This is a genomic window from Proteiniborus ethanoligenes, from assembly GCF_900107485.1.
Classification (GTDB): Bacteria; Bacillota; Clostridia; order Tissierellales; family Proteiniboraceae; genus Proteiniborus; species Proteiniborus ethanoligenes.
Genome location: NZ_FNQE01000007.1, coordinates 15,602 through 31,977, shown reverse-complemented (window position 1 = coordinate 31,977; position 16,376 = coordinate 15,602). Strand labels below are relative to the sequence as shown.

Genomic DNA, 16,376 nt, shown 5'->3' with positions numbered 1-16,376 from the left:
GGTCAGTATTATTATGAAATATGTTGGTCAAAGAGTTTCGAGAGTAGATGGTATCAAGAAAGTTACGGGAGATTTGAAATATGTTGATGATATAAAATTACCAGGAATGCTTCATGCGGCTGTTAAAAGAAGTCCGTACGCTCATGCTAATATTATTAGCATAGATACAAGCAAAGCAGAGAAACTTCCTGGCGTTAGAGCAGTTATTATAGGAAAAGATTTACCTAAGAGAGCAGGACTATATCTTACTGATAAAACTTTTTTAGCTATAGAGAAAGTTAGATTTTATGGTGAAGGAGTAGCAGCAGTTGCAGCTGAAACTTTAGAAATAGCTCAAGAAGCTATAGAGCTTATTGAAGTTGAGTACGAAGAAATACCAGCAGTAACTAATGCAGTAGAAGGTATGAAGCCTGGTGCTCCATTAATTCACCCAGAATTAGAGAACTATAGGATTGCTCCTGTTTTTCAGATAATTCCTGGTACTAATGTTAGTGAGCACTTTAAGCTTAGAAAAGGTGATGTAGATAAAGCCTTTGAAGAGGCAGACTTTGTTTTTGATACAGAGTTTTATGTTCCACATATACAACACGCACCTATTGAAAACCATGTTGCTATGGCAAAATACGATAAGGATGGAACTTTAACAGTATGGGCAAGCTGTCAATCGCCTTATGCAGTTAGAGCAGCTCTATCAGATGCTTTTGATGTACCTCTTCACAAATTGAGAGTAATATCTCCAGCAGTAGGTGGAGGCTTTGGAGCAAAAGCAGGTACTACTCTAGAGGGTATAGTAATACCACTTTCAATGAGAGCTAATGGTAGGCCTGTTAAGCTAGCTTATTCTAGAGAAGAAGAATTCACTAGCTCATACGTAAGACAGGCAATGCATTCTAAGTTTAAAACTGGTGTAATGAATGATGGTAGAATAGTAGCTATCAAAAATGAATTTGTTTGGGATGGAGGAGCATTTACAGAATATGGTGTAAACATAGCTAAGTCAGCGGGCTTTGCTGCTGTAGGGCCATATGATATACCAAATATCTGGTGCGATTCTTACTGTGTATATACAAATCATCCTGTAGGAGGACCATACAGAGGCTTTGGTATGGCTGAGATTCATTTTGGAATAGAGCAAAACCTAGATGTTATAGCCCATAAGCTTGGAATAGACCCAGTAGAAATAAGAAGAATTAATGCTCAGAAGCCAGGTGGTACTACTGCAACAGGAGCAAGAGTTGATGATGCATGCTCTCTAGTACAGTGTATCGAAAAGGTTGCTGAGGATATAGATTACTTTAAACAACCAGAGCAGCCTAAAGATTCTAAAAAGGTAAGAGGTAAGGGAATAGCTAGTGGTATGAAGGCACCATCAATGCCTACAAACGCAGCATCTTCAGCTATAGTTAGAATCAACGAAGACGGAACAGCTTATCTTTCAGTAAGTGCTCAAGATATTGGACAGGGTTCTGATACGGTTCTAACACAGATAGCTGCAGAAGTATTGTCAATACCACCTGAAAAAATTACTATAAACACAGGTGACACACAAAATACACCTTATGAGTGGCAAACAGTTGCTAGCCGTATAACTTACTCAGCAGGAAATGCAGTTATAAAAGCCTGTGAAGATGTTAAAGAGCAGCTATTAAAGCTGTCAAGCATTAAGCTAGGCATATTTGAAAGAGATTTAAAGCTTGAAGATGGTTATGTAGTATCTAAAATATATCCTGACAAAAAGGTTAGTATAGCAGAGCTAGCATTAGGATTAAATTTCCCAGATGGTTCAGCTGTACATGGTCCACTTATTGGTAGAGGAGTATTTATACCTGCAAATATTTTAAACTTTGATTTAGAAACAGGACTTAGCGACAATCCAGTTACATTCTGGACTTATGGAGCTAATGGAGTTGAGATAGAAGTAGATACAGAAACAGGGCATATTGAAGTATTAAAAGTAGCTGCATGCTGGGACGTAGGTAGAGTAGTTAACCCTACACTTATTGAAGGCCAGATTGAAGGCGCAATAGTACAAGGTATAGGCTCAGCTTTATTTGAAGAAATAAAGCTTGACAATGGTAAATTCCTTAATAAATCCTTTATGGATTATAAGATACCAGCTGTTGGAGATATGCCTGATATGAAGCTAACATTCATAGAAAATCCTCAGCATGATGGGCCTTTTGGAGCTAGAGCAATTGCAGAGCCTGCAATGATTCCATCAGCACCAGCTATTGCAAATGCTTTATACAATGCTCTTGGCATAAGAATAAATAGAATGCCACTTACTCCAGAGAGAGTATTAAATGCATTAAAAGAAAAAGAAAATAAATAATATACTAATGAAAACAAATGTGCTCGCCTAGGATAAATAGCTAGGTGAGCACATAAAAAGCAGGAAACTGCTAATAAACAAAGGAGATTACAATAATAATGGACACAATGATAAAACTACAAGAACCCATTCGAGATGCATCAGTGCTTTCAGTAGGGAAGAGAATTCTTTTAGGGATGCAACACACATTTACTATGTTTGGAGCTACAGTGCTAGTTCCACTAATTACAGGATTAGACGTATCATTATCATTATTTATGGCTGGAGTATGTACTATAATAAGCCATCTCATTACGAAAAAAAGAGTACCAGTATTTTTAGGGTCATCATTCGCTTTTATAGCACCTGTTTTAGCAGTTGTAGAAATAGTTGCAAACAATGGTGGCACAGATGGACTTGCATATGCTAGGGGCGGGATGTTTGTAGCTGGGTCTATGTACTTAATAGTAGCAGGACTTATCTATATATTTGGAGTTGAAAAGATAGTAAACTTTTTCCCACCAATAGTAACAGGACCAATCATATTAGTTATTGGGCTTAAGCTAGCACCTACAGCAATAGATATGGCATCAGGAAACTGGCTATTAGCTCTTGTTGCAGTGGCAGTTGTTATTGCAGTATCAGTAGCTGGAAAAGGATTTTTACAGGTAGTGCCTGTACTTATTGGCTTATTAGCTGGATATGGAGTAGCTATTTTAACAGGCAATGTGGATTTTACACCAATAGCTGATGCAGCTTGGATAGGCATACCTAAATTTCAATTGGCTAAGTTTGACCTGCAAAGTATAATGATGATTGCACCAATAGCTGTAGCTACAATAGTTGAGCATATAGGTGATATGATAGCTATAGGAGCTACAGTAGATGATGATTTCTTAAAGGATCCAGGCCTTCATAGGACTATGGCCGCTGATGGTGGTATGACTATGCTTTCTACAATGTTTGGTGGGGGAGCACACACCACTTATTCAGAAAATACTGGAGTGTTAGCCCTAACTAAAGTATGGGATCCAGTAATTATGAGAATTGCAGCTGTATTTGCAATAATACTAGGAGGAGTTCCTAAACTAGCAGCAGTTATTAGAACAATACCAACATCAATAGTAGGAGGAATATCAATTATTCTATTTGGTATGATAGCCTCTATTGGAGTTAGAACCTTAGTAGAAAATCAAGTTGATTTTACTAAATCAAGAAATTTAATTATAGCCGCGACAATTCTTGTCTTAGGTCTTGGAGGAGCTGCATTCCCAGTAAATATTGGCTCTGTAAGCTTTACTATAGAAGGAATGGCACTAGCTGCAATTATTGGTATTGTTTCCAATAAAGTTTTTCCAGAATAAATATCTATATATTTATAAAAGTTTTTATAGTATTTATATTAAAAATGAAATAACCACCTAGCTGTTATTAAAATAACAGCTAGGTGCTACATATATGATAGTTTGTTGTACTCATATACTCTAGAAATTATCGATAAAAGAACAAAAAAATAACAAATAATGGAACAAAACACAGTTTAGGGAAAACATTTGCATTTTTTCGGTCTTAATAGTATAATTAGAAGAACCAGAATGCAAAAAACTTCTTCAAAAAATCAGTGATGTATACATCTAGCTGTTAATGAGCCAACAGCTAGATGATGCATATATACTAGCTAAACAACTAGCTAGAAAAAAATAATAAGGGGGAGTTTAAAGAATGGAAAATGTAAAACAACAAGAGCCAATCAGAAATGCCCTGGAACAGCTTGGTACAGGTAAAACAATTCTTTTAGGAGCTCAGCATGCATTCACAATGTTTGGTGCAACAGTATTAGTTCCGATTCTAACTGGACTTAACGTATCAGTTGCTCTGTTTATGGCTGGCATATGTACCTTAATAGGCCATTTCATCATGAAAAACAGAGTTCCAGTATTCCTAGGTTCATCCTTTGCATTCATTGCACCTATTATTACAGTAACTACCATGGCAGCTGATGCTGGTCTTGACAATCCAATTGCATATGCAACTGGTGGTATAGTCGTAGCTGGTCTTATTTATGTTGTAGTTGCCATACTTGTGCACTTGTTTGGTGTTGAGAAGATAGTAAGCTTCTTCCCACCAATAGTAACTGGACCTATGATTATGGTTATAGGACTTAATTTAGCACCAACTGCAGTAGGCATGGCTTCTGACAACTGGTTTTTAGCAATAGTAGCATTCTTAATAGTTGTACTAGTTAACATTTTTGCAAGAGGATTTCTACAAATTATCCCTGTAATCACAGGACTTATTATTGGTTATATAGTAGCTCTTGTGACAGGTAACGTGGACCTTACACCTGTTGCTGAAGCAGCATGGTTTGGACTACCTAAATTTACTATGGCTAAATTTGATCTTCAATACATCATGGTAATTGCACCAGTAGCACTTGCTACAATAGTTGAGCATATAGGAGACGTTATAGCTATAGGAGCTACAGTTGAAGATGACTTCACAAAAGATCCAGGTCTTCATAGAACAATGTTAGCTGATGGATTAATGACTTCACTTTCTGCATTCTTTGGTGGACCAGCTAATACAACTTATTCAGAAAACACAGGAGTTTTAGCACTAACTAGAGTATGGGACCCATTAGTAATGAAAATAGCTGCAGTTTTCGCAATTTTCCTAGGAGGAATTCCTAAAATAGCAGCACTAATTAGTACAATACCAGGCTCAATAATCGGTGGTATATCAATAGTACTATTCGGAATGATAGCAGCTATTGGTCTTAGAACAGTAGTTGAAAATCAGGTTGACTTTACAAAATCAAGAAACCTAATAATAGCAGCAACTATATTAGTATTAGGTATTGGTGGAGCAGTATTACCTATTAAATTTGGTATACTTGACATCTCTCTACAAGGAATGGCTCTAGCAGCAATAGTAGGAATTATATTAAATAAATTATTACCAGAACCTAAATAACTAGAACTCATAAACTATTTGAAGAAATATTTGAAGAAATAAAATAATAGAAGATAGATAACAAAAATCCCTATGCAAAGTCTTTTTATTAAAGACAAGCATTAGGGATTTTTATTTTCTTGCTCAAATATATTATAATTGATATAGTATATATTTAACAATATATTTTGACGGAGGATTACTATGGATAAAAACACTAAAAAAATGATATTGATGGAGCTGATTTTCTCGATTTTTAAAAGCTTCGTACTAATATTCGTAAATATATATCTTTGGAAAACAGGCAAGAGCATTAAAGCTGTAGCCATATTTAACATATTTAATTATATAGCTGCTTTTATATCCTTTTATATAGGCAATGTAATAGCCTTAAAGAGCTCTAAATTAAATTATTTATTATCATCCTCATTTTTCATTATGCTATTTGCTATAACAGCAATTATGGGAGATGAAATATCTAAATATGCGGTTCTTATAGGAATATTGGGAGGCTTTGGAGATGGATTATTTTATTTTAACTTAAACTTTTTTCAAGCAAGCGAGCTAAAAAGAAATCAAGTAGATAGTTTTATGAGCGCAGTTGGAATAGTTAGCAAACTATCTTCAATAATAACTCCTATAATATCTGGATTGATAATAGAAAAATTTGGCTTTGCACATATGACATATGTACTTATTGGACTATTGATATTGCAGATAATAAATGCAATATCCTTACCTAATAGAAAAATAGAATATCTAGCTAAAGTTAATCTTAAAAAAATATTTAAAGAAAAGGATTATAAAAAAGTTCTGAGTACACATCTGATACATACTCCTTTTGGACAATTTATAATAATGGCAAATAGTGTATTCCTTTATTCCTTTGCTAAAAGCGAATCCTTAATGGGAGTATTAAACTCAGCCTTTGCAGTGTCTGCAATACTCTTTTACTATATATATATGAAAATGCAAAGAAGATATCCAAGAAAAAAGCTAATGATGGTAGGTGCTGTAGCATTGGCATCATCCGTATCTTTATTGTTTAAGCCTAGCTTTATGACCTTTGTGTTATTTAGCATGACTATAAGCATGGGAGATGCTTTTTTTAACAAACCATTAACAGGTATACAAGTATATTCGGCTAAAAAATATGGCAGTAATGATGAAGAGCTTTTAGGCAATTTAGTTTTTAGAGTCTCATTGCTTACTATTAGTAGATCCATATTTTATATACTGATACTTCTTTTTTATGTAGATAGTAGCTCTTTCATATTTAAAGCACTACTTGTCTACAATATATTATCTCCTATACTAAGCTACACTTTAATTAGAGAAGAAATGTAAATAATAGTTTAACACAGTATGTTTTATGGTAAATATAATAATATGGGATTAATTTAGCATTAAATCATCATTCTTAGGGTTAGCGAAGAATCTAGCTTTCCATATGGCTTATAATTTAGAAAGTACAAAGGAGAGTGGTAAAGTGGGGAATTATAAAGTAGTTGGGCAAAGCTACCTTAGATTAGAAGGTAGGGATAAGGTTAAGGGTAAGATAAAGTATGTAAATGATTTAAACTATCCTGGGCTTCTTCATGCGGCCTTTAAAACTAGCCCTCATGCCCATGCTAAAATTGTTTCTATCAGTACAGAAGAGGCAAAAAAAGCTCCTGGAGTAAGGGCAGTAATAACAGGAGAAGACTTACCCTATGTAGTTGGACTGTATCTAGGAGACAAATATCCATTAGCCCGAGGCAAGGTAAGACACTATGGAGAAGCAGTAGCAGCAGTAGTAGCAGACAGTGAGGCAGAAGCTAGAGAAGCATTAGATTTGATAAAAGTAAATTATGAGCAGCTAACACCAGTTCTCTCTGTAGAAGAAGCATTGAAAGAGGATTCTCTTTTAGTTCATGAGGAATTGGGAAAATATCAGCATATATCTGCAATACATCCAGAGCCAGGAACAAATATTGCTAACAAGACAAAGATTAGAAAAGGAAATATAGTCGAGGGCTTTGAAGAATCTGACATAATCATAGAGGACGAGTTCTTTTCGCCAACAAGTGATCATGTTGCAATGGAAACTAGAGCATCTATAGCAGAGATCAAAGAAGACGGACAAATAGTAATTACAACAGCAAGTCAAGCTCCCTTTGTTGTCAGGAGCCTTATGAGTGAATTCTTTGAGATTCCTACTGGCAAAATTACAGTGATAGCTCCACCAATAGGAGGCGGTTTTGGTGGTAAGGCAGGAATTCAGCTAGAGGCTTTAGCTTACTTATTATCTAAAGCCGTAGGGGGGAGGCCTGTCAAGGTAGTAAATACTAGAGAACAGGATTTAACAGCTTCTCCAGGTAAAATAGGCTTTAAGGGTAAGGTCAAAATGGGCTGTACAAAGGATGGAAAAATTAAAGCCCTAGATCTTCTATACCTATTCGATGCAGGAGCATATGCAGACTACTCAGTAAACATAAGTAGAGCAGCTGCCATAGCTTGTACAGGTCCTTATAGAGTAGAAAATGTAAACTGTGACTCTTTATGCTTATATACTAATCATCCTTTTACCAATGCATTTAGAGGCTTTGGGCATATAGAATTAGCTTGGGCTATAGAAAGAGCCTTAGATGTTATGGCAGAGAAGCTATCTATGGACCCTGCAGAGCTTAGAAGGCTTAATGCTATTAGAGAAGGAGACACATCTCCAACAGGCAGCCTAATGAATAAAAATACTGGAGACCTTGTTGCATGTATAGATAAGGTTAAGGAGTTTTTAAATTGGGATGAGGGAACCCTTATCCAGGTAGACGAAAATACAGTAAGGGCTAAAAGCTTAACCTGCCTTTGGAAAGCACCTGCTATGCCTACTAATACTGATGCTGGCGCAATCATAACCTTTAACGAAGATGGCAGCATGAACCTGCATATATCAATAGTAGAAATAGGACAAGCTACAAAAACAGGATTAGCACAAATATTAGCTGAAAAATTTAAGGTTGGCATAGATAAGGTTCACGTAACCTTTGAAGTAAACACTAAGGTTTCACCACATGATTGGGCAACTGCTGCTAGTCGTGGATTATTCATGCCAGGTAGAGCAACGATAGAAGCTGCAGATGATGCTATAAGGCAAATAAAGCACACAGCTTCCATTGTTTTAAGATGCCCACCAGAAGATTTAGAGGTAGCGGAGGAAAAAGTTTATATAAAAGATGAGCCTCATATAGGACTAGCACTTAAAGATGTGGTTTTAGGCTATGTTTACGAAAATGGTAATGCAATAGTAGGTCAAGTAATAGGTAGAGGTAAATATATTTCTAGAAGATTAAGCGATATAGACAAGGAAACAGGCAAAGGAAGTCCTGCTCTTGAGTGGACATTGGCAGCACAAGGAGTAGAAGTAGAGCTAAATCTAAAGGATTATAGCTATAAAGTACTTAAAGCTGCATGTGTAATGGATGTAGGTAAAATAATTAACCCAGCAATAGCTAGGGGACAAATTGTAGGAGCAATGGCAATGGGACTTAGTTTTGCTGCAAGTGAAGGGTTTTTATTTAACAGTAGAGGGCAAGTAACTAATGATGATCTAAGAAGCTTTAAAATAATGAGATACAATGAGCAGCCTGAATACCTAGTTGATTTTATAGAAACACCTCAAGGTGATGGGCCATTTGGAGCAAGGGGTATAGGAGAGCAGGCAATAATAAGCATGCCTGGAGCTCTAGCAAATGCATTATCAAGAGGATTGGGAGCTCAACTAAAATCATTGCCTCTAACTCCAGAGGCTCTTTGGAAAGCTAAAAAGGAGGTAAGCCAATGATATCCTACGACTTTGAATACTATAGACCAGAAACCTATGAGGAGGCTTTATCAGTATTTAGTGAAAAGCATAAAGAAGGTAAAAACCCATTGTACTATAATGGAGGAACAGAAACAGTTACTTATGCCCGTAAAAAGCTAGTAAATACAGGGGCTTTAATAGACATAAAATCCATACCTGAATGTACAGCTTTTTCAGAAGATGGAGACAAGATAGTATATGGTTCAGCACTAGATTTAAACTATATAATTGAAAAAAGCAGCTTTAAGCTTATGGGAGATGTATCTAGAAAAATAGCTGATCATACAGTGAGAAACAAGCTAAGTCTAGGAGGCAATATCTGTGGAAGATTATTTTACAGAGAAGCTATATTACCAATAATGCTGGCAGAGGGAACAGCTATTATAGCTACAAATGAAGGAATAATAAGGGTTCCCGTATTAAAGTTTTTCGATAAAAAAGTTAATCTAAAAAATGGAGAGCTTTTGCTCCAAATAGAAATAGATAAAAAACATGCTAGTTTTTCACACTATAACGAAAGAAAAGAAAAGCAAAGTGAAATAGACTATCCACTTTTTCACTTAGCAGCTATGAAAACAGACCAGAATATAAGATTTGCTTTTTCAGGGATATGTGCTTATCCATTTAGATCTTTAGAGCTAGAAGCTGTCTTAAATGATAAAGAAAAGAGCTTTGAAGATAGAGCATCATATGTAATAGAAAACTTACCTAGTAATGCAAGAAATGATATGTTTGCATCAGGAGACTTTAGAAAGTACTTGCTTAAAAACTCTATAGTAAATGCTCTAAAGAAGCTGGAAGGAGGGCTAAAATGATAGCTTATAAGGATTATACATCTGTAATATTAAATGTAAATGGCGAAAAAAGAAAGGCTATAATCAAGCCTTCAGATACTCTTCTAAGAGTACTTAGAGAAGAGCTAGGTCTTACAGGTGCAAAGCCAGGCTGCGAAAATGGAGATTGTGGTGCTTGTACGATACTCCTAGATGGCAAGCCAGTTAAGTCATGTATGATGTTAGCAGTAGAAGCTATTGGCATGGAAATCATAACTATAGAAGGTTTAAATAATACAGAGATTCAACAAGCCTTCTACGAAGAAGGAGGCTTCCAGTGTGGATATTGTACGCCAGGATTTTTGCTGAATTCATATGCATTGCTTGAGGAAAAACCAGATGCTGAGGATGAAGAGATAAAGGAATGGTTGAAAAGCAATCTTTGTAGGTGTACAGGCTATGAAGGAATAAAAAATGCAGTTTATTCAGCAAAAGAAAAAATTAAAGAAAGATAGACAGATACTAAAGCCATCAGAAATAATCTGGTGGCTTTAAATATATTTTGTCAATTAAAGAAGGAAAAAAGAAAAATTTGAAGAATAATAAGATTTAAACCGTTTACATTTTGAAGTGGTTTATCCCAGGCAAATAATCAGAGCATTATTTATAAATGGCTATATAGTAAGAAAGACAAAATGTAACCAATTACACAAAATATCAACTTTTATTCCAAAGGAGTGTATATATGAAGAAAAAAAATACTACCTTAATAGCTTTATTACTTACTATAACTTTATTGATTCTAAGCCTAGTATTTTCTAAGAATTTACCATTAGGGACTGATAAAATAGTTAGTATAGCCTTATCTATTCTAGTTGGTTATTTAATTTCAAGATTAATATGGAAGAATAAATTAGCTTTATTAGAAAACTGCTGTGATGTAATAGAAAAGGATAGATATGATGTATCTATTTCGGGCTCAGGAGCGTCAAAGGATATTCACAGAGTAAATCATAATTTATCAAAGCTTTTTAATACATCTAAGGAATCATATAAAAGCACTTTAAAAACCAGTGTTCAAGTTGCTCAATCAATGGAATACCTAAATGAAACTATTAAAGAAATGGAAGTAGCGACAGAGCAAATAGCATCTTCAACAGAAAATCTAGCAGAAGGAGCAACAGAGCAAATACAATCCTTAAACGAAATAATAAACTCCTTAGACATTATATACAATGATTTAGAAAGTATAGCTAACAAATCACTAGAAAGTGTAGAAAATGCAGAAGACTCCTTTAAAAATGCTCAAGAAGGTAAAGCCTTAATGGGTGAAACTAAAAAGACAATAGAAAAAGTAAACCAGTTAACTACAACCTTGCTGAGTCTAATTACTGATTTAAATACTCAAACTGCTAGTATTGCCAATTTTGTAAATACTATTTCTGATATTTCTGATAGCACAAACCTATTAGCATTAAATTCATCAATAGAAGCTGCTAGAGCAGGAGAGCATGGAAAAGGTTTTGCAGTAGTTGCCAGAGAAATAGGCAGTCTTGCGGAAGAATCCCAAAGAGCTTCTAAGGATATTGAAAATATACTAAACAGTACAGGTACAAAGCTAAGGGAGTTATCTACAATTTTAAAGGATAATGCAGAAGAAGTATCAAAAAGCATGGAAATAGTCAAAAAAACTAACAGCTCATTTGAAAACATTGAATCAAGTGCCTTCATAACAAAAGAGGGTGTAAGAAATATAAGTGACTATGTAAATAAAATTAAGAAAAGCGGTGAAGCTATTATTTCCTCCACAAGTGGCATTCAATCTGTATCAGAAGCCAACGCAGCAGGAAGCCAACAGCTTAGTGCTATGATTCAGGAGATAAGTGCTTCTTTTAAGGATATAGTATCTAGTACTGAATCCTTATTGGAAGAGGCTAACCTACTTCAACAAAGCTCGGCATCAACAGCTATGGAAGGGTATATGTATCATAAAGCCCTAGAGTTAATAGATGTCATCGGTTCAAAAGCCTTAGATAGTGCTAAACTAAAAGAATTAGCTAAAAGCTTTAAAATAGATGATATATATATAGTTGATAAAAGAGGTATTATAGTAAATTCTAGCGAAAGCCAAGCAATAAACTTAGATTCATTTAAAATAGACCCTGTATCTAAAGAAGCAGCAGGAGGGAAAGCACCATACTTAGCAACACCTATTAGAAAAAGAGTGGAAGATAACCAAATGTATAAATTTCTACATGTGCCCTATAATGGCGGTGTATTAACTGTATCTCTTTCTTTAGAATCCTTACTTAATATGTAATATGCTTATCAGATCCTTTCCTAATCAGTAGATAACAATCATTTAGTTATCTGAGCAAAGAAAGGGTCTGCTGTTATTTTAACAGCCATAAAGCATACAAAATTACTTAGTCTACCTAATTTGTTCCTTTTAAAAGAAATAAGTGATATAATATTATCAAACGATTTCATTATGGAGTGGTATTATGGCAAATATAAAGAAAGTATCAGAAGTGGCTAAGGTGTCTGTGGCTACAGTATCTAGAGTACTGAATCATCCTGAAACTGTTTCTGAAAAAACAAGAAATAGAATACTCAAGGTTATGAAGGAAATGAACTATGTACCTAATAATATGGCAAGGAGCCTAACCACAAAGAGGACAAGCACCATAGGGCTTATAATACCTAATATATTAAATCCACTTTACCCTAATGTGGCAAAGGGCGTAGAGGATGTGTTTTATCAAAAAGGCTATAATATGCTTTTAAGCAATACGGAGAACAATGCAAAAAGAGAAAGAGATTCAATTGAAATGCTCCTAAGTAAAAAAGTTGACGGAATCATTGTATGCTCCAGTATTTTAGAAAGAAAAGATATAGATATTATAATTAAGCAAAAAGTACCCTTAGTACTTTTAGGTGACTATGTAGAGGATGTAGATATTAATATAGTATATACTGACTATTTTATGGGAGCTTATTTAGCAACAAATCATCTAATAAACACGGGATACAAAAAAATAGCTCATGTATCGGGACCTATGGATATAAAATCTAGTATAGGCAAGCTAGAAGGGTATAAAAAGGCCTTATTAGATGCGGGATACAAATACGATGAAAGCTATATAGTAGAAGGAGACAATCAAATAGACGGAGGACATCTTGCACTTAAAAAGCTACTAAAGAAAAGAGGAAAGCCAGATGCTATTTTTGTAGCCAACGATTTAATGGCCTTTGGTGCTATGGAGGCAATAAAGGTAGCAGGCTATAGCGTGCCAAAAGATATAGCCATAGTAGGCTTTGATGACATAGACGTAGCGTCTTTAGTAGAACCAAAGCTAACAACAGTTACTCATCCAGTGTATAGAATGGGCTTAACAGCAGCAAGATTATTGTATGACAACATTACAAATGAAGAGGAAGAAATCTTTAAGCAGCAGATATTTATTCAGCCTACACTTAAAATCAGAAAATCTTGTGGACATGATAATAGAATTAAAGAAATATTTAGTTAAAGGGTGATTATATGAGTCTGTCAGTTAATTTCATGGGAATCAAACTTAAAAATCCTGTTATTGTTGCGGCTAGTCCTCTTACTGGAAATGGCAGCATGATGAGGAAAGCTATAGAAGCAGGAGCCGGTGCTGTGGTCACTCAGACAATAGCTAATGAAGTAAGATATAACGTCAGACCTAGAATAGCAGCTAATCATCTTGGAATGCAAAACATTGAATTATATAGTAATCTTACATTAGAACAATGGGAAAGAGAAATTTATCATGCTAAAGAAAAAGAAGCAGTAGTTATTGCAAACATACTTGCGCATACACCTTCTGAAATGGCATATTTGGCTAAAAAGGTAGAAAAGTTTGGAGTAGATGCTATAGAGCTTGGAATAGCCATTCCTCATGGAGGAGGAATAGAAGTTATTCCAAGTAATGTAGACAGGCTCTATAGCCTGACTAAAATGGCAGTAGATTCAGTAAAGATACCGGTTATGGTAAAGTCTTCTGTTAATGTAAGTAATATAACGATATTAGCAAAAGCCGTAGAAAAAGCAGGTGCTTCCGCCATAAGTGCTATAGACACCGTAAGATGCATATTAGGAGTGGATATTGATAAAGGAAAGGCTCTTCTGCCGACCTATGGAGGATACTCAGGAGAGGGCATTAGACCAATAGCCCTAGCTGCAGTTGCAGGAATTTGTCAAGCAGTTAAGATTCCTGTTTCTGGCATAGGTGGGATAGATAACTATGAAAATGTTCTTGAATATATGATGCTAGGCGCGAGTACAGTTCAGATTTGCACATCATTAATGATGAATGGATATGGCAGGATAGGAGAAATATTAAACGATCTAGAAAAGTGGATGGAATATAAAGGATATTCTTCTTTAGAAGAAATAAAAGGAGTAGCATTAGCATCATTAAAATCCTTTGAAGAAATATCAGTAGAGCCATACGTTGCCAAAGTACTAGGTAAATGCACTGTTGATGAATGTGGTGAATGCTTGAAGGCGTGTATTTATGATGCTATTTCCTCTAGGGATGGCATAATTGTAATAGACCCTCATAAATGCACAGGATGTGGCTTGTGTGTTAGCTTATGCAAAAAAGGTAATATTTATTTAGATTGGTAATCCTATATTTTGGGTATGATTATGTTGTAAGGTTGGTGAAAATATGTACAGATATTCAGGGATTACAGTAAATGAGCTGTTAGAGCTTGAAACTATGAAAGAAGCTAAGGTATTAGCAGGAGTAACTGGATTAAATAGGAAAATAACAAAATTAAATGTTATGGAAGTACCGGACATAGTAGACTGGGTTGAAGAAGGTGAGTTTCTCCTTACGACAGCCTACCCTATTAGAAATAATTTAACAGTTTTAGAAGAGCTTATTATTGAATTAAATAAAAAAGGCTTGGCAGGCTTAGGTATAAAGACTAGAAGATATATTAATGATATTCCTGATGATATACTTAGAAAGGCAAATGAAATGGGCTTTCCATTAATAGAAATACCCTTTGATTCTTCTTATTCTAGTATCATAGGTGAAGCTCTAACAGAAATTGTCAACAATCAGACTAATATTTTATGTAGAATAGACAGCATTCATAATAAGCTAATAAATGTAATGCTAAACGGAGGAAGCCTAAAGGAAATAGCAGGGGCATTTTATGAAAGTATAGATAGAAATTCAATGGCAATAAAAGAATATATATTTGAAACAAGTGTAATACTATGTGAGCCAGAGAAGAAAAAATATATTGAAGCAATAATTGAAGCAGAGACTTTAAAGAGGGAAAAAACAAAAGACAAATATAACGAAAAATTACTTCATACTAAGGATATAGATATATTAGGAAATGAAGAAATCCAAAGAATTACTATTCCTATTTTTACAAAGGACAGAGAATATGGCTGCATATATATCTGGGAGGACAAAAAACCATTGACTCCAGTAGAACTGAAGGTTATAGAAGCTTCTACACCTATGATAGCCTTAGACCTATTTAAGAAGATATCAATCTTTGAAATAGAAAGCAAACATAAGGTGGAGTTTTTTGAGGATTTATTTTCAAGTGAAGAGATTAGACATAAAAAAGCATTAGAAAGAGCTTCTTATTTTGATTTTGATACAAAGCTAGGCTACTCAGTAATAGTTATATCTGTAAGTAACAATGAAATCTTTAGTCACTATAATGTTGATTCTAATGCTTATTTGCAGCAGATAAATGTTAGATTATTGAGTATTATTAAAAGAATATCAAAGACTAGAAAAGAAAGGATTATATGTGGAAATAAAAGCAATAGCATAATATTACTTTTTGGCACAGATCCTGAAGCGAAAAACTCAAAGATAAAGCAAGAAATTAACTCCTTCTGCAATGAGCTTTTAAGATATGCAGAATATGAGTATATAAACGATAAAATTTCCATCGGAATAGGGAGAAATTATAAAAACTCAAATGAGCTTTGGAAGGGCTATAGAGAGGCTACTAGAGCTGTAGAATGTCAAAAACATTCTAGTGACAAGATAATAACTCACTATGATGACTTAGGTATATATAGAATTCTTTCCTATGAAGAGCTTCAGCCAGAGCTAAATCAGTTTTATAAAGAAATACTTGAGCCTTTAGTAAAATACGACAAGGAAAAAGGAACAGAACTAATAGAAACTCTTAATAAATACTTTGAATGTGCAGGAAATTTAAAAAAGATATCAGAAGAAATGTATACTCACTACAATACAGTTATCTATAGAATCCAGAGAATAAAAGAGATTACAGGTATTGATTTTGAGAATTATAATGACAGATTAAATTTCCAGATATCCTTAAAGATATTAGAAATGCAAGAAAATGAAAGATGCAACAAGAAATAGTCAGACTTCCTCTATCCCTTGAGGAAGTTTTTTGCCAATACTTATAATATATGCGTTGTTTATAAATTTGTAACAAAAGATAGGGTCAATATTTA

General features: G+C 34.6%; 11 protein-coding genes. All 11 read left to right on the top strand.

Translation table 11 applies throughout. The features are described 5' to 3' along the window. Positions 1 to 13: 13 nt before the first annotated feature. Positions 14 to 2,332 carry a xanthine dehydrogenase family protein molybdopterin-binding subunit gene (locus BLV37_RS04095; protein ID WP_176967866.1) on the top strand — a complete coding sequence of 773 codons (2,319 nt, stop codon included), beginning with the start codon at positions 14 to 16 and terminating at the stop codon, positions 2,330 to 2,332. A 98-nt stretch (positions 2,333 to 2,430) separates the two neighbouring features. After that, positions 2,431 to 3,675, top strand: coding sequence for a uracil-xanthine permease family protein (locus BLV37_RS04090; RefSeq protein ID WP_091727659.1), 1,245 nt, complete (start codon positions 2,431 to 2,433; stop codon positions 3,673 to 3,675). A gap of 358 nt (positions 3,676 to 4,033) precedes the next feature. Further along, complete coding sequence (locus BLV37_RS04085) at positions 4,034 to 5,284, top strand: uracil-xanthine permease family protein (RefSeq protein WP_091727656.1); 1,251 nt, start codon at positions 4,034 to 4,036, stop codon at positions 5,282 to 5,284. 183 nt (positions 5,285 to 5,467) lie between these two features. After that, positions 5,468 to 6,610 carry an MFS transporter gene (locus BLV37_RS04080; protein WP_091727653.1) on the top strand — a complete coding sequence of 381 codons (1,143 nt, stop codon included), beginning with the start codon at positions 5,468 to 5,470 and terminating at the stop codon, positions 6,608 to 6,610. Between the two features lie 142 nt (positions 6,611 to 6,752). Then, a complete protein-coding gene (locus BLV37_RS04075) occupies positions 6,753 to 9,083 on the top strand; it encodes a xanthine dehydrogenase family protein molybdopterin-binding subunit (protein WP_208975196.1) in 2,331 nt (776 codons plus the stop codon). Further along, positions 9,080 to 9,919: an FAD binding domain-containing protein gene (locus BLV37_RS04070; protein ID WP_091727647.1), complete on the top strand. Its 840-nt coding sequence runs from the start codon at positions 9,080 to 9,082 to the stop codon at positions 9,917 to 9,919. The genes BLV37_RS04075 and BLV37_RS04070 overlap by 4 nt, the downstream gene beginning before the upstream one ends. Then, a complete protein-coding gene (locus tag BLV37_RS04065; RefSeq protein ID WP_091727644.1) occupies positions 9,916 to 10,392 on the top strand; it encodes a (2Fe-2S)-binding protein in 477 nt (158 codons plus the stop codon). The genes BLV37_RS04070 and BLV37_RS04065 overlap by 4 nt, the downstream gene beginning before the upstream one ends. A 230-nt stretch (positions 10,393 to 10,622) precedes the next feature. After that, positions 10,623 to 12,197: a methyl-accepting chemotaxis protein gene (locus BLV37_RS04060; protein ID WP_091727641.1), complete on the top strand. Its 1,575-nt coding sequence runs from the start codon at positions 10,623 to 10,625 to the stop codon at positions 12,195 to 12,197. A gap of 184 nt (positions 12,198 to 12,381) precedes the next feature. Continuing rightward, positions 12,382 to 13,410 carry a LacI family DNA-binding transcriptional regulator gene (locus BLV37_RS04055; RefSeq protein ID WP_091727638.1) on the top strand — a complete coding sequence of 343 codons (1,029 nt, stop codon included), beginning with the start codon at positions 12,382 to 12,384 and terminating at the stop codon, positions 13,408 to 13,410. Positions 13,411 to 13,421: 11 nt separating this feature from the next. After that, positions 13,422 to 14,534 carry a tRNA-dihydrouridine synthase gene (locus BLV37_RS04050; protein ID WP_091727828.1) on the top strand — a complete coding sequence of 371 codons (1,113 nt, stop codon included), beginning with the start codon at positions 13,422 to 13,424 and terminating at the stop codon, positions 14,532 to 14,534. A gap of 43 nt (positions 14,535 to 14,577) precedes the next feature. After that, complete coding sequence (locus BLV37_RS04045; RefSeq protein WP_091727634.1) at positions 14,578 to 16,281, top strand: PucR family transcriptional regulator; 1,704 nt, start codon at positions 14,578 to 14,580, stop codon at positions 16,279 to 16,281. Positions 16,282 to 16,376: the final 95 nt, after the last annotated feature.